The sequence below is a fragment of the Streptomyces sp. NPDC052040 genome, assembly GCF_044548405.1.
In the GTDB taxonomy this organism is placed as follows: Bacteria; Actinomycetota; Actinomycetes; order Streptomycetales; family Streptomycetaceae; genus Streptomyces.
Map to the genome: position 1 here is coordinate 22344 of NZ_JBIUBV010000004.1, position 17373 is coordinate 39716.

General features: G+C 75.2%; 11 protein-coding genes and 1 pseudogene. 4 read left to right on the forward strand and 8 right to left on the reverse strand.

All coding sequences use genetic code 11. The features are described 5' to 3' along the window. Positions 1 to 27: 27 nt before the first annotated feature. The 4 genes from ACIHAA_RS10830 to ACIHAA_RS10845 form a co-directional block, all read right to left on the reverse strand. Entirely contained in the window at positions 28 to 4683 is a 4656-nt protein-coding gene (locus ACIHAA_RS10830) for a hypothetical protein (protein WP_399815499.1), read from the reverse strand. Between the two features lie 144 nt (positions 4684 to 4827). Continuing rightward, complete coding sequence (locus ACIHAA_RS10835) at positions 4828 to 5706, reverse strand: hypothetical protein (protein WP_399815501.1); 879 nt, start codon at positions 5704 to 5706, stop codon at positions 4828 to 4830. A 37-nt stretch (positions 5707 to 5743) separates the two neighbouring features. Next, the gene (locus ACIHAA_RS10840) at positions 5744 to 7273 is read right to left on the reverse strand and encodes a hypothetical protein (RefSeq protein WP_399815502.1); all 1530 of its coding nucleotides are present in this window, start codon (positions 7271 to 7273) and stop codon (positions 5744 to 5746) included. A 173-nt stretch (positions 7274 to 7446) separates the two neighbouring features. Next, positions 7447 to 8154 carry a GntR family transcriptional regulator gene (locus ACIHAA_RS10845; protein WP_399815504.1) on the reverse strand — a complete coding sequence of 236 codons (708 nt, stop codon included), beginning with the start codon at positions 8152 to 8154 and terminating at the stop codon, positions 7447 to 7449. Between the two features lie 170 nt (positions 8155 to 8324). Here ACIHAA_RS10845 and ACIHAA_RS10850 point away from each other — a divergent pair, with 170 nt between their 5' ends. From ACIHAA_RS10850 to ACIHAA_RS10865, 4 genes are all read left to right on the forward strand, one after another. Next, positions 8325 to 9644: an MFS transporter gene (locus ACIHAA_RS10850; protein WP_399815506.1), complete on the forward strand. Its 1320-nt coding sequence runs from the start codon at positions 8325 to 8327 to the stop codon at positions 9642 to 9644. A gap of 112 nt (positions 9645 to 9756) precedes the next feature. Next, on the forward strand, positions 9757 to 10509 hold the full coding sequence (locus ACIHAA_RS10855) for a LamB/YcsF family protein (RefSeq protein WP_399815508.1): 753 nt from the start codon (positions 9757 to 9759) through the stop codon (positions 10507 to 10509). Then, positions 10506 to 11123, forward strand: a complete 618-nt coding sequence (locus ACIHAA_RS10860; protein WP_399815510.1) for an allophanate hydrolase subunit 1 — start codon at positions 10506 to 10508, stop codon at positions 11121 to 11123. The genes ACIHAA_RS10855 and ACIHAA_RS10860 overlap by 4 nt, the downstream gene beginning before the upstream one ends. Further along, positions 11120 to 11989, forward strand: a complete 870-nt coding sequence (locus ACIHAA_RS10865; protein ID WP_399815512.1) for a biotin-dependent carboxyltransferase family protein — start codon at positions 11120 to 11122, stop codon at positions 11987 to 11989. The genes ACIHAA_RS10860 and ACIHAA_RS10865 overlap by 4 nt, the downstream gene beginning before the upstream one ends. Positions 11990 to 12244: 255 nt before the next feature. Here the strand turns inward: ACIHAA_RS10865 and ACIHAA_RS10870 are convergent, their stop codons facing one another. From ACIHAA_RS10870 to ACIHAA_RS10885, 4 genes and pseudogenes are all read right to left on the reverse strand, one after another. Then, positions 12245 to 13102, reverse strand: a complete 858-nt coding sequence (locus ACIHAA_RS10870) for an SGNH/GDSL hydrolase family protein (protein ID WP_399815514.1) — start codon at positions 13100 to 13102, stop codon at positions 12245 to 12247. A gap of 293 nt (positions 13103 to 13395) precedes the next feature. Continuing rightward, positions 13396 to 14535 (reverse strand): annotated as a pseudogene (locus ACIHAA_RS10875) (glycosyltransferase); the annotation flags it as partial. Then, positions 14532 to 15698 (reverse strand): glycosyltransferase family 4 protein, encoded by a 1167-nt coding sequence (locus tag ACIHAA_RS10880; protein WP_399815516.1) that lies wholly within the window; start codon positions 15696 to 15698, stop codon positions 14532 to 14534. The gene ACIHAA_RS10880 and the pseudogene ACIHAA_RS10875, both read right to left, overlap by 4 nt. Positions 15699 to 15870: 172 nt before the next feature. After that, positions 15871 to 17289, reverse strand: coding sequence for a HEAT repeat domain-containing protein (locus ACIHAA_RS10885; protein WP_399815518.1), 1419 nt, complete (start codon positions 17287 to 17289; stop codon positions 15871 to 15873). Positions 17290 to 17373 lie beyond the last annotated feature (84 nt).

Below are 17373 nucleotides of genomic sequence, written 5' to 3' on the forward strand. Positions count from 1 at the left end.
AGCGGGGTCCGGAGGGGTGCGCGGGGGTCAGGCGGGGCGTTTGAACATCCGGGTCGCGGTGATCTCGCTGTGCACCGCCTCACCGGCCTGGGGCTGCTGGGGCAGCCCCGGCCTCAGATGCTCCTCCACCCGGATGTACTTCAGTCCGGCCCGCAGGTCGGCGTCGTTGCGCAACCGGATGACCAGCGGGAATTCAGCGAGCGCGGTGGTGTCGAACAGTCCTGTGGTGTAGAGGAGTTGGACGCCCAGCGCATCCGAGACGGCCCGCTGGAGTTCCAGCAGATAGGTGGCGTTGGCGCGGCCGATGGGGTTGTCCAGGAACAGGGTGCCCGCGTGGCGGTGCCGGTCGCGGCCGCGGTCGTTGGAGCGCAGCGCGGCCATCGTGCAGTACAGGGCGATGGCGGCGGTGAGCAGCTGGCCGCCCGAGAAGACGTCTCCCATCTGACCGACCGGGACCCGCTCGGCGCGCAGCACGGCGTCCGGCTTGAGGATCTCGACCGCGACGCCCTTGGGCTGGAGTGCGGCGCCGACTCCCCTCAGTAGCAGTGACATTCCGTCGCGCCGCAGGTCGGAGTTCTTCTTGACGGCCGCCCGGGTGGCGTCGTCGATGACCTCACCGAGGCGCTCCACCAGGGTGGCCTGGTCCGGTTCCTCGAAGCGGATCCGCAGGAACTCCTGTCCGGACCACTCGCCGAGCCCCTCGGGGAGCCGGGACAGCCGCTGGGCGGACCGCAGGGTGGCGAGCGCGGACTCCACCAGGCCCCGCAGCCGGTCCACGATGGAGTCCCGGTTGCGTTCCAGCTGGGCCAGTTCGTCGGTGAGGACGCGCAGCCGGGGGGCGAACGCGTCGGCCCAGCGCTGGGCGTGCTCCGGCAGCGCGGAGGCGGGCAGTTCCCGGATCTGCTGCCGGGCGGGGGTGCGGACCTGCTCGTAGCGGGTGGAGTTGGCATGCCGGACCAGTACGTCGCAGGCCTCGCGCACGGCGGCCTCGGCGGCGGACAGGTCGGCGGCGCAGCCGCGCAGCGACCTGCGGGTCTCCGCGGCGGCACGCCGGGCTTCCTCGGGGGTGCCCGGATAGGCCTCCGACTGCTCCTGCTCCTCCTCGGAGGCGTGCTCGCGCAGCAGGTCGCGGAGCATGGCCGCGATCTCGTCGAAGCCGCTCGCCGCGTCCTCGGCGGCCCGGTGGGCGTCCAGGAGTTCGGCGTGGGCCGCGCGGGCCGCGTCGAGCGCCTCGACGCGGGAGGCCAGTTCGGCCGTCGCGGTGCGCAGCAGGGTCGCCGCGTGCTCGGCGTCCCGGGGCTCCAGCTCCTCGGGCAGCCCGGTGTGGGCCTCGCCGTTCTCCGGTGCGTGCCGCTCGGCCTCGCCGCGCAGCCGCCCCAGTTGCTCGCTGGCCGTGGAGGCCCGGGTCTCCAGCAGCTGCACCAGTTCCTCGGCGCGTGCCGCGGCGGCCTGCCGGGAGGGCCCGTCGGAGCCGTCCGTGGACTGGAGGAGCTGCTCGGCCCGGGTGCGCACCTTGTTGCTGAGCCGGTTGAGTTCGGCGAGCGCGGCGGACTCGTCGCTCTCGGCCCGCGCCTGCTCGGCCCGCAGGTCGGCGCCGACGCCCACCTTCTCGTACACCTGGGAGGCGGCCCGGTAGGCCTCGCGCAGGGCGGGCAGGGAGGCCCGGGGCCCGGTCGCGTCGTCCTCGGGTACGTCGTCGGGGGCGCCCGCGATCTCCGCGCGCTCGGCGCGCAGCGCACGCGCCGTGCGGCGGGCGTCGTCGGCGGCGCGCTGTGCGGCGCGGCGGTCCTCGTCGGCGGCGCGGGCACGCTCCAGACAGGACTGGGCGCGGGCCTCCGACTCGACTGCCTCGTCGGCGAGTTCCCGCAGCCTGACCTGCCAGCCCGCGCGCTCGCGCAGCCGGAAGGCGAGCCCTGCCAGGGCGTCCGCGGCACGGCGGGCCTTCTGGGCGGCCTCCTGCCGCTCGTCCCGCATCAGGGCGGCCTCGGCCGCGGCTTCGTCGGCCTCGGCGCGGACGGTGCGCGCCTCGGTCAGCTCGGCCTCCGCCTCCTCGGCGAAGGTGCGGGCGTCCCGGGCGGCCGTGGCGAGTTCGGTGAGCCGTCCGGCCGGGCATCCGGTGCGCCAGGAGGCCAGCCGGGCTGCCAGTTCCCGGTCCTTGCCGAGCCGGGCGGCGAGCAGCCGGATCTCCTCGTCGCGGGCGGTGGCCCGGGCGCGCAGGGCCTGCCGTTCCTCGTCGGCGGCGTGCTCGTCGTGCATGGCGGGGTTCGGCGGCACCAGGAACACGCCGTCGGTCCCGCCGTCGCCCTCTCCGAGGGCCGGGGTCGGGGCGAGCAGCGCGGCGGCGGTGCCGACGGCGACGGCGGACCGTGGCAGCAGCGCGGCCTCGCCCAGTGCCTGGCGGGCCCGGGCGTGCGACTCGGGGTCGGTGATGATCACGCCGTCGACGAGTTCGGGGCGTGCGGCCAGCACCCGCGCGTGGTCGGCGGGGTCGACGGCCTGGGCGAGGTAGCGCCAGCCGGGCAGGGCGGGAATGCCGTGCTCGCCGAGGTACTCGACGGTGGCGAGCACATCGGGGCCCGGGGGCAGCAGTCCGCCGTCGCCGAGCGCGCCGAGGATGCGGGCGTCGTCGGCCGCCGCGGTGCGCAGCTCGAACAGGTGGCGTTCGGCGGCGGTGACCGAGTCGTCGAGCAGGGCGCGCAGTTCGTCGGCGTAGCCGTCCAGTTCCTCGGGGGTGAGGGAGCCCTCGCCCGCGGCCGCGGTGCCTGCCGGGTCGGTGTCCGTGTCGGTGTCGGTGCCGCGCCGGGGGCCGGGGACCCGGTTCCGTGCGGCCGGGTCGGCGGCCGCCAGGCCGAGCAGTTCCGCGAGGCGGTCCTCCGCGGCGAGCGCCTCGGCGGTCCGGTGTTCGGCCCGGTGGGCCCGCTCGGCGGCGGTGGCCGCGTCCGCCGAACGGGCCGCGGTCAGCTCGGCCCTGGACTCGGCGGAGGCCGCCTCGCGTGCGTGTTCGGTGGCGCTGCGGGAGGCGTCGCGGGCGGTGTCCCAGGCCGCGACGGCCTCCTTCTCCGCGTCGCTGGCGGCCAGCGCGGCCCGCGCCGGGTCGGCGTCGGGGGCGCTGTCGTCCAGCCAGCCCGCCCGTACGGCCTGGGCGGTCTCCTGCTCCACCTCGTCGAGCCGCTGGCGCAGATGCCCCGCCTCACTGCGGGCGCGCTGCGCCTCGGTGGCCGCGGCGGTGGAGTCCCGGTAGGCGGACTCGCCGACTTCCTGGAGCGCGGCGGAACGCTCCTCCCCCTCGTTGGCCAGGGACTCGGCGTTCCCGGCGGCCGTGTGCAGCGCCCGTACGAGATCGACGGCGGCCTTGGCGCGGGCGGCGAGCGCCGGGGCCGCGTCCCGTTCGGCCTCCAGGATCGCGGCGGCCACGCGGGCGGAGCGGTCGGCGGCGGCGCGGTGCCGCAGCACGGCCTCGGCGGCCTGCCACGCCGCATACAGCTGGCGGGCGTCGGCCAGTTCGCGCTTCTGCGCCGCGGCGGCCTTCTCCGCACCGGCGAGCGCCAGCGAGGCGTGCCGGTAGGCCAGTTCGGCCGCGATCAGGGCGCTGCGCTCCCGGGCGCCCTCGGCGTGGGTGACGGCGTCAGCCGCGGCGGTCACCCGCTGGGCGAGGTCACCGGCCCGGACCCGCTCCCGTACCCCGCGGGCGGACAGCCGGCGGGCGAGGGTGCGGGTGCGCCGCTCGGCGCCCGCGTGGATGTCCCGGGCCCGGGACCGCGCCTCGGAGGCGTCGACGATGCGCCCGAGCAGGTCCACCGATCCGGCGGTGAAGTCCCGTTCGGCGATCAGTTCGGAGCGTCGCCCCAGCTTGTTGCCGAAGCCGCTGACCAGGTCGGCGAGTCCGTCGGTGTCCCGGGTGTCGGTGACGGCGCGCAGCAGCAGATCGGTGAAGTCGGAGTCCTTCTTGACCGCGAAGAGTCCGGCGGCCTCGCCCTCGTCGGCGTTCATCTCCCGCTGGTAGCGGAAGAGTTCGGGGTCGAGGCCGAGGTCGGTCAGATGCTCGTTCCAGCGGTCGTGGATCTCCTCCCAGTGCACTTCGAGGTGCGGATACGCCTTGCCCGCCTCCGTGAGGGCGTCCCGGAAGCCCTTCATGGTGCGGCGCCGCCCCTGGGCACCGGACGCGCCCTCGGCGGGCTGCCGTACGGCGGTGGACTCGGCGACCGGCAGGTTGTCGAGGCTGAGTCCGGGGCCCGGGCGGAAGGAGTACCAGGCCTCGGCGAACTTGCGGGGGTCGTTGGAGACCTGGCGGCCGCGCCACTCGCTCGCCTTGCCCACCACGACGCACTCGCCGGTCAGTGTGTGCTGCCACTCCAGGGCGACATGGCCGCAGTCGTCGGCGAGCAGGAACTTGCGCAGCACACCGGAGCTGGCGCCGCCGAGGGTGTTGCGGTGGCCCGGGAGCATCACCGAGAAGATCAGCTTCAGCAGGACGGACTTGCCGCCGCCGTTCTCCAGGAAGAGCACGCCCGCGGGTGCGGGACGGCGCGGCGGACCGGTGGGCTCCTCCTCGAAGAACTCCGCCTGGGTGGGCGCGGGATCGGGCACCGGAGCGCCCACGCCCCTCAGGTCCAGCACGGTGTCGGCATAGCGCGCACCGGCCGGCCCGATGGAGTAGAGGCGGACCCGGGACAGCTCGTACATGGGGGGCTCTCGTCGTCGCTCGTGCTGAGTGGTCGTGGAAACGTGGGGAGGTTCGATACGGGGCGGATGCCGTGGAGCCGTGCCGTCGCGCGGTCTCGGGGCCCGGTCCGACGTGTGTCAGCCGGGCCGCCCGGTTCCGGGGCCTCAGGAGTGGAACGGCAGTCCGGCGTCGGACACCAGCTCCAGATCGTCGGTGTCCTCGGCGGCCAGCAGGGTGGCCGTGCCGTCCGTCACCGGGACGACGCCGAGTTCCAGCAGCTCGGCCATGGCCGCACTGCCCGCCATGTCGCGCACCTGGAGCTGGTACCGGGCCGTGGTGCGGTAGGTGCCGCCGCCGTCGTCACCGGTGCGCTGGAGGAAGCCGGAGTCGGTGAGGAAGGCGACGGCCTTGGCGATGATGCCGGTGGTCGAACCCGCGAGCCTGCGCGCGTCCTTGGTGGCCCCGGTGGCACTGCGCCGGGCCCAGATCCGCCAGGCCGCCTCCAGGGAGGGGGCGTCCGTCGCCGGGTCGGTGTTCTCCCCCTGCTGCTCGGCCCGCTCCTCCAGACGGCGGCAGGCCTGGCGTACGAAGGCGTCGACACCGTTGACCGTGACCCGGCCGATGTAGCCGTCGTCCGCGAGGTCCTCGGGGCGGGGGAAGGCGAGGGCCGCCACGGCGAGATGGGCGAGCCCGTGCAGAAAGCGGTCGCCGGAGTCGGCCGACGTACGACGCGCGTAGTCGCCCATCCTGACGGCAAAGACGGAGTCCTCGGCGGCGGTGACGGCCATGCCCGCGCGCGGGGACACCTCCAGGACGACCAGGCCGAGTCCGGTGGCGACGGCGTCGGCGAGGCGCCCGAACGGCGGGTCCTCCCGGTAGCGGCGCAGCAGGTCGGCGTACTCCTGGTCGCGTGCGGGCTGGAGCTTGGGCTGCAACCCGAAGGCGACGAGCCGCGCCGCGTCCGCGGCGTCGGCGGGGGTGACGGCGGCGCTCACCGGTGCGGCGGCGGCCTCCGGGTCGCTCCACTCGACGTGCTCGGTCACGGTCGGGACTCCTTGTCGTGCTGGTACGGGTGGTCGTTCATGCCGCCTCCGTCCGGTCCGCCGCCATTCCGGCCGCGTCCAGCAGAGCCGTCCCGACGATCAGATCCGCACCGCCGAACTCGGGGTCGTCCAGCTCCGTTCCGTCGTCGACGGCGAAGAGCAGCTTCTCCTCGCCCTGCCGGTAGGCCGTGCCCACGGGCGGGCTGGCCGCGTGCACGGCGAGCAGCGCCACCAGATACGCCAGATCGGGGTCCTCGGTGCGGCGCGCCTCGGCCAGCAGCCCGGACAGCCGTCGCGGCGCGTCCGCCGGGAGGTCGAGCAACTCGGTGGCGACGGCGAGCTGTTCCTCGCTGAAGCGGCTGTCGTCGGGGGTCGCGACCAGGTCCGGTTCGGGCATTTCCGCGCCAAGGTGTTCCCGCTCCACCGGGGGTGTCAGCAGCAGTTCGACGAGGTCCCCGACGCGTACGGAGCCGGGGGTGCGCAGTCCCGTGCCGTGTGCGAAGAAGGCGTCCGTGACACGGACGGCGTGCTCCAGCGGAAGCGGCAGGGCGGGGGCGAGGAGGTGCCCGTAGAGGTCGGTGCCGGAGGTTGCCGCCGGTGTGGCGAAGGCCTGCCGGTCCTGCTCGGCGCGGAACAGCGGGCCCGCCTCGAGCAGCCGGGACTGGAGCTGGGTGTGGCGGCGGATGCAGTCCTTGACGATGTCGACGAGTTCGGCGGCGCGGCGCTTCTGCTCGGGGTCCTCGGACTCGTCGCGGGCCTTGCGGATGTTGGTGAGGATCGCGTTCTCGTGGCGGTAGCGGTCGGCCACGTGGTCGAGGGCCTCGGCGATCATGTCCGGCACCGCGTTCAGCCAGTCGACCGCGCGGACGTTGCGGCGGGTGGCCTCCAGGGAGCGGCGCAGCGACTCCGAGTACTGGACGGTCCGGTAGCGCGCCTGCTCGGCGGCGAGCTGGGCGTCGGCCAGGCGTCCGCGGCTGATCAGCACCTCGAGTTTGACCTCGGCGGCGATCTGGGCGCTGGTCACGTCCGTGTCGAGGGCGCCGACGAGGACGTTGACCGCCTCGTCGGTGGTGCGGAGGTAGACGCTTCCGCCGTACCCGGGCACCTCTTCGATCAGCTTGAAGTCGTAGTCGCGGCGGACATAGGTGCCGTCGGGGTCGAAGGTGCCGTAGACGGCGCGGAAGCCGCGGTCGACGCTGCCGACGTTGATCAGGTTCTCCAGCACCCAGCGGGCCACGCGCTCGTGTTCGGCGGCGGGGCGGGCGGGGGCCTGGGCGGCGATGCGCGGGACGAGGCGGGCGACTATCTGGTCGTGGTCGGCGCCGGTGTCGAAGTCCATGTTCAGCGTGACCAGGTCGATGGCGGCGAGGGCGACCTCCGCCATGCCGTAGACCGAGAACTCGCCCGCGAGGTTGGCCTTGCGCGCGTCCAGGTCGTGCAGCGGCGCGGTGCAGGCGAGCGCGCGCAGGCGCCGCGCCAGCCCTTCGTCGGCGGCCGGCCCCACGGCGGGGCGCGGCCCCGCGCTGAGCTGGGGCGGAACACGGTCCGTCGATGCAGGCGAAGTCACGGTGCACAGATTAGGTCCTCGGTCTGACAACAGCCCAAACGGCACGGACCGCTCCCCGGAGACGACCGCCTCCGGGCCGCCGCACCGGCCGAACCGGACGCGCCGGACCGCCACCCGCCCCGGCCCACCCCGCCGCGGTGCGCAGCGCGCAGCGCGCGCCGCGCGCCGGAGCCTCACCCTCCGCCCCGCCCTCCGTCCGCCACCCGGCGGCCGTAGATCTCGACGAGGCCCGCGCGGGAGTCGTGGAGGTAGACGGCGAGCAGGTCCTCGGCCCGTTCGCGGTCGCCCGCGCGGAGGGCCTCGAGAATTTCCAGGTTGCGCGCGAGATAGGGCTCGTGCAACCGCCGCGGGTCGTCCACCACATGGAAAGCCAGCCGCAGTTCGGCGAAGACGCCGCGCATCAGCTCGTCCGTGCGTTCGCTGGCCGAGAGGGCCACCAGCTCCCCGTGGAAGTGGATGTTCGCCGTGGAGACGCCTTTCCAGTCGCCCTCACGGGCGGCCCGCTGCCCCTCCGCGACCGCCTTCGCGAGCCCGTCCAGGGGGTACGGCGGCTGCCCGAGGCCGCGCACCACGGCGCGCTCCACCAGGGCCCGGACGCGGTAGATGTCCTCGACGTCCTCGACGGCCAGCACCCGGACGAAGACGCCCCGGTTCAACTCGTGGACCAGCAGCCGTTCATGGGTGAGCAGCCGGAACGCCTCGCGCAGCGTGTTGCGGGAGACACCGAGGGCGCCGCCGATGCTGTCCTCCGAGAGCCGGGTGCCGGGCGGGAAGTAGCCCTCGGCGATCCGGCTCCGGAGGATGTCCGCGACCCGCTCGGCGGTGCTGGTGCGCCCGAGGAGGGCGCGGTCGTCGGCCAGTCCCGTCAGCTGCTCTGCCATGCCCGGAATTCAAGCGCAGAGACGAGAACGAAACAACACAGGTATTGAAGGATCGTTCAACGATCCTCTACCTTGCTGGGCACGGCGCCGCCCGTTTTCCCGGCGCGACGCCGTTGCTTCCGCACGGCAGACCCGGTTTCCAGCACCCCCGCCCCCTCCCCGAGGTGCCCATGAACTCGTCTCCCCCACCGAAGGCCCCACCCTCCGACACTCCGCCGGGCACGGCCGCACCCGGCACCGACGACGGCCCCTTCGGCTGGCTGCGGGCGCTGGGCCCGCGCGGCCGGCGCGCCTTCGCGGGCGCCTTCGGCGGCTACGCCCTGGACTCGTACGACTACTTCACGCTGCCCCTGAGCATGGTGGCCCTGTCGGCCTACTTCGGCCTGGACGGCGGCCGGACGGCTCTGCTGACCACGGTCACCCTGCTGGTCTCCGCGGTCGGCGGCGCCGTCGCGGGCGTGGTCGCCGACCGGATCGGCCGGGTCCGGGCCCTGGTGATCACCGTGGTGACATACGCCGTCTTCACCGTCGCCTGCGGCTTCGCGCCGAGCTACGAGGCCCTGCTGGTCTTCCGGGCCCTCCAGGGCCTGGGCTTCGGCGGCGAGTGGGCGGTCGGCGCGATCCTGGTGGCCGAGTACGCGAGCGACCGGCACCGGGGCCGTACGCTCGGCGCGGTCCAGAGCGCCTGGGCGGTGGGCTGGGCCCTGGCCGTCACCGTCTACACCGTGGTCTTCTCCCTGGTGGGCGACGCCCTGGCCTGGCGGGTGATGTTCTGGACCGGTGCGCTGCCCGCACTGCTGGTGCTCTGGATGCGCCGCCGGGTGCACGACGCCCCGCAGGCGCGGGAGCGGCGTGAACACAGCGCGGAGAAGGGCTCCTTCACGGCGATTTTCCGCCGGGGCACGCGGGGCGCACCGGGCCTGCTGCGCACCACCGTCTTCGCGAGTCTGCTCTCCACCGGCGTCCAGGGCGGCTACTACACCCTGGCGACCTGGGTGCCGACCTATCTGAAGTCGGAGCGGGGCCTGTCCGTGGTCGGCACCGGCTCGTATCTGACGTTGCTGATCTCCGGCGCCTTCCTGGGATACCTGACCGGCGGCCACCTCACCGACCGGCTGGGCCGCAGGCGCACCATCTGGCTCTTCGCCCTGCTGTCGGCGCTGTGCGTCCTGGTGTACGCGAACATCCCGAGCGGGGCCGACACCCTGCTGCTGGTACTGGGCTTCCCGCTCGGCTTCTGCATGTCCGCGATCTTCAGCGGCTTCGGGTCCTATCTGAGCGAGCTGTACCCGACAGCGGTCCGGGGCACCGGCCAGGGCTTCACCTACAACACCGGGCGCGCCGTGGGCGCCGTCTTCCCCACCCTGGTGGGCTTTCTCGCCGACAGCTGGGGCATGGGCGGCGCGCTGGCCTTCGGGGCGGTCGGCTACGGGGTCGCGGCACTGGCGCTGCTGGGGCTGCCCGAGACGCGCGGCAAGGAGCTGCTGTGAAACGGCGGCGGTTGTCGTCGCCCCGGGCGCCGATCACGCAGCGCAGCGGGCCGCCATCACGCTTCACGGTGGGAGAACCCCGCGACCGGGAGGGAACATGCCGGGAGGGAACATGATCGACCTGAATGCCGACCTCGGCGAGGGCTTCGGCCGCTGGCGGCTCACCGACGACGAGCGGCTGCTGTCCGTCGTCACCAGCGCCAATGTCGCCTGCGGCTTCCACGCCGGGGACGCGGTCACCATGCGGCGGGTGTGCGAGCTGGCGGCGGAACGCGGCGTACGGATCGGCGCCCAGGTCTCCTACCGCGACCTGGCCGGGTTCGGGCGGCGCGCGATGGAGGTGCCGTCCGCCGAGCTGGCGGCCGAAGTGGCGTATCAGATCGGCGCGTTGGAGGTCTTCGCCCGTGCGGCGGGCTCCCGGGTCGCGTATGTGAAGCCGCACGGCGCGCTCTACAACCGGGTGGTCCACGATCATCGGCAGGCCGGGGCGGTGGTGGACGGTGTGCTGCTGGCCGACGCGACACTGCCCGTGCTGGGGCTGCCCGGCTCGCGGCTGCTGGAGGTGGCCGGCAAGGCCGGACTCCCGGTCGTCACCGAGGCGTTCGCGGACCGTGCCTACACCGACGAGGGCACCTTGGTGCCGCGCGACGAGGAGGGTGCGGTGATCACGGAGCCCGACTCGGTCGTCGGGCGGTCGGTGGACCTGGCCCGCACCGGGACCGTCACCGCCCGTTCCGGGCGCGCGATCGCCGTAGGTGCCCGTTCCCTGTGCCTGCACGGCGACACCCCGGGGGCGGTCGGCCTGGCCCGCCGGGTGCGCGCCGCGCTGGAGGCGTCCGGCGTGCGCGTGGGGGCCTTCGTATGAGAGTGCTGCCCGTCGGCGAGGCGGCGCTGCTGGTGGAGGTCTCCTCCGGGGAGGAGGCCCGGGCGCTGCACGCCGAGCTGGAGCGCCGCCGGGGAGCCGGGGAGCTGACCGCGGAGGAGATCGTCCCCGCGGCCCGCTCGGTGCTCCTGGACGGAGTGCCCGAGCCCTCCCGGCTCGCGGCCCTGCTGGCCGACCGACCGGTCCCCCGGATCCCCCCGCACACCGGGGAACCGATCAGGATCCCGGTGCGGTACGACGGCCCCGATCTGGGCGAGGTCGCGACCCTGTGGGGCGTGCCGGAGGAGGAGGTGGGACGGATCCACTCCGCAGCCGAATTCCAGGTCGCCTTCTGCGGGTTCGCGCCGGGATTCGGTTATCTGACCGGGCTGCCGGACCGCTACCGGGTGCCGCGCCGCGCCACCCCGCGCACCGCCGTCCCTCCGGGTTCGGTGGCCCTCGCGGGCCCGTACACGGGCGTCTACCCGCGCTCGTCGCCGGGCGGCTGGCAGCTCATCGGCTCGGCCGACGCGGTCCTCTGGGACCACACACGGGTCCCCGCGGCGCTGCTCGCCCCGGGCGTCCGCGTCCGCTTCGTCCCGGCGGGGCCGGGATGACGGACCGCGCGCTGTCGGTCGAGCGGGCCGGGGCGCTGACCACCGTCCAGGACCGGGGGCGGCCCGGGCACGCCCACCTCGGGGTGCCGCGCTCGGGGGCCCTGGACGCGCCCGCGGCGGCGCTGGTGAACCGGCTGGTCGGCAACCCGCCGGAGGCTGCGGTCCTGGAGACCACGCTCAACGGCTGTACCGTACGGCTGCGTTCGGCGGCCACGGTGGCGGTCGGCGGGGCACCCTGCGCGGTCGCCGTGGACGGCCGCCCGGCGGCCTGGGGGGCGCCGGTGCGTGTCCCGGCCGGTGCGCTGCTCGACCTCGGGCCCGCGCGGTCCGGGGTACGCAGCTATCTCGGGATCTCGGGCGGGGTGGCGGTGGAGCCGGTGCTCGGCAGCCGCTCCACGGATCTGCTCTCCGGGCTCGGGCCGCCGCCGCTCGTTGACGGCGCGGTGCTCCCGCTCGGGACGCCCTGTGGCCCGGGCGCGCGCGTGGACACGGTTCCGTGGCCGGGTCCTCCGGCCGAACTGGTGCTGCGGGTGACGCCGGGGCCGCGCGCCGACTGGTTCGCCCCGGACGCCCTGCGCGCCCTCGCCCGGTCCGCGTACCGGGTGTCCGCCGCGAGCAACCGCATCGGGCTGCGCACGGAGGGGCCCGCCCTGGAGCGCGTCCGGCCGGGCGAACTGCCCAGTGAGGGCATGGTGCTGGGGGCGGTCCAGGTCCCGCCCGACGGACGGCCCGTGGTGTTCCTGGCGGACCATCCCACGACCGGCGGGTACCCGGTGATCGCGGTGGTGCGCGCCGCCGACCTCGCCGCGGCGGCACAGGCGCCCCCGGGCACCCCCCTGCGGTTCGCGGTCGTACGCCGCCGGTAGCGGGCGAGCCCGGTCGGCGGCGTCGGCCCGCTCGGACCGCATCCGGTCGGGCGGCCGGGCCCGTCCAGCGACCGGGCCGGTCGTGCCGCATTCCCGCCGGGCGGCCGGGCGGTCAGGCGGCCTGGCGGTCTGGCGGTCTGGCGGTCTGGCGGTCTGGCGGTCAGGCGGTCAGGCGGTCAGGCGGTCTGGCGGTCAGGCCACACCCCACCGGACGATCAGCCGGGTCAAGCACACCCCGCCAGGCACCCGAGCCAATCAGGCCGCGTCCGGCTGCTGTTCGGTCACCGTCAGGGCGGCCAGGGCGGATGCCACCGCGTGTGAGGCGCTCAGGTCCAGCCGGGCGCTGGTCCCCCCGGCCTTGTGGCGGACCTCGGCGGCCGCCAGGGTGAGCAGTTGGGGCAGCAGGTCCGTGCACCGCCGGGCCACCCAGCCCGTTCCCGCGGTGGCCAGCCACCAGAAGTTGGCGGATCGGGTGGGGGCGGGGAACTCGGGTTCGGGCGAGGGTGCGGGGCCGGTCGCCACGCCCGCCCCGGCGAGCAGGCCGTGGAACTGGAGGGCGAGCTGCCGGTGCCCGCGCTCCCCCGGGTGCAGCCGGTCCGCGCTCCACATCGCGCGGTCGGCGATCCAGTCTCCTTCCGCGGCGTGCAGATGGACCGCCCCGTACCGCTCGGACAGCGCGTGCACGACCGCGTTCACGGCCCGCTGCCGCCGGGCGAGCGGACGCGCCAGCGCTCCGGGCAGCCCCAGCATCGATCCCGGGTCGGGCAGACAGGCCGTGAGCAGCACGGCGTTCCGGTCCCGGAAGGCCCCGTAGACCCGGTCGAGCCGGGTGGCCACGGCGTGGATGTCGAAGGTGTAGCGCAGGGTGTCGTTGACGCCGATGACGACGGAGACGACATCCGGGCGCAGATCGAGCGCCTGCGGGGTCTGCCGTTCCAGGACGTCCCGGGTCTGGGCGCCGCTGACCGCCAGATTGGTGAACTCCGCGGCCGTGGCCGCGGGGGCGAGCCCCCCGGCGAGCAGCGAGGCCCAGCCGCGCCAGCGCTCTCCGACGCGGTCGCCCACGCCCTCCGTCAGCGAGTCGCCGAGTGCCACGAACCGCAGGGGTCTCATGCCACGCCCTCCCGAGCGGTGTCCCGTACGGGCTCGACCGGTGAGGACGCGACACGCGGCTCCGGGCCGTGGCCATGGGCGGGAGCGGCGGACGGCTGCACCCCGGCCGCGAGGGCAGCAGGGGCAGCAGGAGACGGTGAGCCGTGGAGTCGGGCCCCGGGCGCCTGCGCCCCCGTCGCGAGGACGGCCGACGGCTGGGGGCCAGGGGTCCGCCCCGCCCACACCAACGCCTCCGCCTCCGCCCGCGGCTGCGGCTGCGGCTGCGCCCCGGCGGCGGGTGCGCCCTCCGGCCACGCGTCGTGTGCCGCGAGGAAGGCCTCCACCGCGGTCTTCCACCCGAAGCACTCGGCCCGCGCGCGGGCCGCCCCGCGGCGCTCGCCCGCGGACCGCTCCATCAGCAGCTCGACCGCGTCCGCGAACGCGTCACCGCTGTTCACGGCGGTGGCCCCGGCGGAGCCGATCACCTCGGGCAGCGCGGAGAGGGAGCTGGCCACCACGGGCGTACCGCAGGCCATCGCCTCCAGGGCGGCCAGACCGAAGGTCTCGGCGGGCCCCGGGGCCAGACAGACGTCCGCCGAGGCCTGGAGTCCCCCGAGCAGCTCGCGGTCGCGGACATGGCCCAGGAAGGTCACCGGCAACCGCCGCTCCCGGGCCCGCTGTTCCAGCCGGTCGCGCAGCGGTCCGTCCCCGGCGACCACCAGCACCGCCCGCCGCCCGCGCCGCAGCAGCGACTCCAGCGCGTCCAGGGCGGTACCGGGCCGCTTCTCCACCGAGAGGCGGGAGCACATCACGAGCAGCGTCTCGTCCGCGCGCGCGTACCGGTCGCGCAGCCCGGGGTCGCGCAGTCCGGGGTGGCGCTGTTCCAGGTCGACGCCCAGCGGGGCCCGTACGACATTGCGGGCGCCGATCCGCACGAACTCCCGCTCGGCGAACTCGGTGGTGCACACCACCCGCGCATAGGTGTGCGCGGTACGGGTGTTGAGGGCGTCGGCGGCGCGCCGGGAGAGGTTCTCGGACAGGCCCCAGGTGCGCAGGACGCCGTCGGCGGTCTCGTGGGAGACCATCACGGCGGGGATCCGGTGGCGCCGTGCCCACTTGCCGGTCCAGCGCAGGGTCGTGCGGTCGGAGACCTCCAGCCGGTCGGGGACCAGGTCCTCCAAGAGGTCGGCGAGGCGCCGCCTGTCGGTGAGGACCCGGTAGCCGCCGGTGCCGGGCAGCAGCGGGCCCGGCAGGGTGATGACCCGGCCCTGCTCGGTCATCCGGTCGGTGTGGCGCTCGCCCGGCACGACGAGCACCGGCTCGTGCCCGGACTCCTTGAACCCCTTGCCCAGTTCGCGCAGGGCGGTGCGCAGCCCGCCGGAGGAGGGTGCGACGAAGTTGGCGAGCCGGACGATCCGCAGACCGTCGCCGAAGCGTTCGGTGGCGAAGCTCATGCCGCCACCACCGTCGTGCGGGCGGCGAGCACGTCCTCGTAGTGCCCGATGAGCCGGTCGCCGACGGCCGCCCAGGTGCGGCCCTCGACGGTGGCCCGTCCCTGGGCGCCGTACCGGGTCCGCAGCACCGGGTCGGCCGCCAGGGCCGCGACGGCGTCCCGGACGGCGGTCGCGTCGCCGGGCGGGACGAGCAGGCCGGTACGGCCGTGGGCCACCAGGTCGAGGGGGCCTCCCGCGGCGGGCGCGACCACCGGCACCCCGCTCGCCATGGCCTCCTGCACGGTCTGGCAGAAGGTCTCGAAGGGGCCGGTGTGCGCGAACACGTCCAGGGAGGCGAAGATCCGGGCGAGTTCGGTGCCGGTGCGGCGGCCCAGGAAGACGGCCCCGGGCAGGGCGCCCCGGAGGGTGGTCTCGCTGGGCCCGTCGCCGATCACCACGACGCGGACGCCGTCCAGGCCGCAGACGCCGGAGAGGAGTTCGACCTGCTTCTCGGGGGCGAGCCGGCCGACGTAGCCGACGATCAGCTCACCGTTCGGGGCGAGTTCCCGCCGGATCGTCTCGTCGCGCAGCTCCGGCCGGAAACGGGCGGTGTCGACACCGCGCGGCCACAGCCGCACCCGGGGCACGCCGTGGGCCTCCAGGTCGTCGCGGGCCGCGCTGGAGGGCGCGAGGGTGCGGTCGGCGGCGGCGTGCACGGAGCGGATGCGCCGCCAGGCCGCGGCCTCCCCGGCGCCCATGTAGGTACGGGCGTAACCGGCCAGGTCGGTCTGGTAGATGGCCACGGCGGGGATGCCGAGCCGGGCGGCGGCGGCCATGCCGCGGACGCCCAGGATGAAGGGGCTGGCCAGGTGCACGATGTCGGCGCGGTGGGCGGTGATCGCCGCGGCGACGCGTCGGCTGGGGAGTGCCACGCGCACCTGGGGGTAGCCGGGGAGCGGAATCGAGGGGACCCGGATCACGGGGCACGGCGCGAGGGCGTCGGCCGCGGTCCGGTCGGCGGCGCCCGTGGGAGCGGGCGAGGCCGAGGACCTCGGGGAGGTGGCGGGAGCGACGACAAGGGGAGCGTGACCGCGATCGACGAGGTGCCGGGCGGTCTGGAGCGCGCAGTGGGCCACGCCGTTCACATCGGGGGGAAAGGATTCGGTCACGATGACGACACGCATACTCGTGTTGTCGCCGCGCCGGACGTGGCCGCGTCAACGTCGATCTTTCCGCCCGGGGAACGTCCCATGAGCGTTGGGCTGCGCAACCGAGCAGGTCAGCCCTTGTCCATGCGCCCCTGACTCCCGGGTCACCGCCTGTTCACCCCGCGCGCCCGAAGGGGCGCCCGAAGTGTCATACGGTGGGCATGTCGGGTCCGATCCGGCTGCGTACGGCCGTCTGGACCTCGGCCTCCTCGGCCGGGTCGGCGGCGAGCCTGCGCAGCTGCTCGACGACGCGGACGTCTCCGGTCTCGGCGTGCCGTGCGGCGATCTCCCGGGTGGTCTCCTCGCAGTCCCACAGGCACTCCACGGCGAAGCCCACGGGGAAGGAGGGGTCGGTGGCGGCCAGCGCACGGGCGGTGCGGCCGCGCAGATGGGACGAGGCGGTCTCCCGGTAGATGTGGCGCAGCACCGGTGCGGCACAGGCGATGCCGAGCCGTCCGGCGCCGTCGACCAGGGTCCACAGGGTCGGCGCGTCGGGGCCCTCGCCGCGCACGGCCTCCCGCAGCGCCGCGAGAACCGCCTCCCGGTCCTGGGCGCCGCCGCGGCAGGCGAGCACCCGCCCGGCCGCGGCACCGAGGGCGTCGGGCCGGTGGGCCCAGCCGCGGGCGCGTTCCACCGCGGCCACGGTGCGCATCCGTTCGAAGGCGTCCAGGGCCGCGTCCACGACCAGGGCGGACCCGGTGGTCACGGCGTCCTCGATCAGGTCGAGGACGTCGGGGTCGTGACCGGCGGCGAGGTAGCGCAGGGCGGTGCAGCGGGCGCCGTCGCTCCCGGCGCGGGCGGCCCGGACGATCTCCGGCCGGTCGCCGGGACCCGCGACGGCGGTGAGACAGCGGGCGGCGGGCACATGGAGGGCGGCGCCCCGTTCGATGCCCTGCTGGGCCCAGTCGAAGACCGCCTGGACGCTCCAGCCCGGCCGGGGGCCCTGGGGCCGCAGCTGCCGCTGCCAGCGGTCGAAGGAGCCCGCCTCCTGGGCGGCCCGTACGCGCGCGGAGACCGCGGCGCGCGGGTCGTCGGCCCACAGCCGCCAGGGCCGTGGTTCGAAGGCGTCGCGGACGGCGGCGGCGAGTTCGGCCTCGCCCTCGGGGTCGGCGGGGAAGCGGGCCAGGACGGGAGCGGCGAGGGCGCGCAGCCCCGCGTCGTCGTCGCGCAGCGCCAGCTCGTCCAGGGCCCAGGCCCAGTTGGTGCCCGAGGCCGCGTACCTGCGCAGCAGTGCGAGAGCGTCGCGCCTGCCGTACGAGGCGAGGTGCCCGAGGACGGCGAGGGCGAGCCCCGTGCGGTTCTCCTCGGTGTCCAGGACGTCCTCGGCGCCGAAGAGATGGGCCTCGATCGCGTCCAGTTCGCCGTGGAGGTCGAGATAGAGCCGGGCGTAGTACAGGGAGCGGTTCTCCACCTGCCAGTCGTGGCGGGGATCGCGCAGTACACAGTGGTCGAGGGCCGCGAGGGCCTCGGCACGGGGGGCGGTGAGCGCGTGCAGCGTGCCGTCGCCGCGGCCCCTCTGGAGGAGACCGAGCAGCGTTCCGCTGGGCGCTATGACCGGTTCGAACATGGGAAACAGCCTCACATCAAGCGTCGACGCAACCGGAGAACACGCACTACCTGGCCGCGTGACAACACGTCGGAGCGCCCGCCG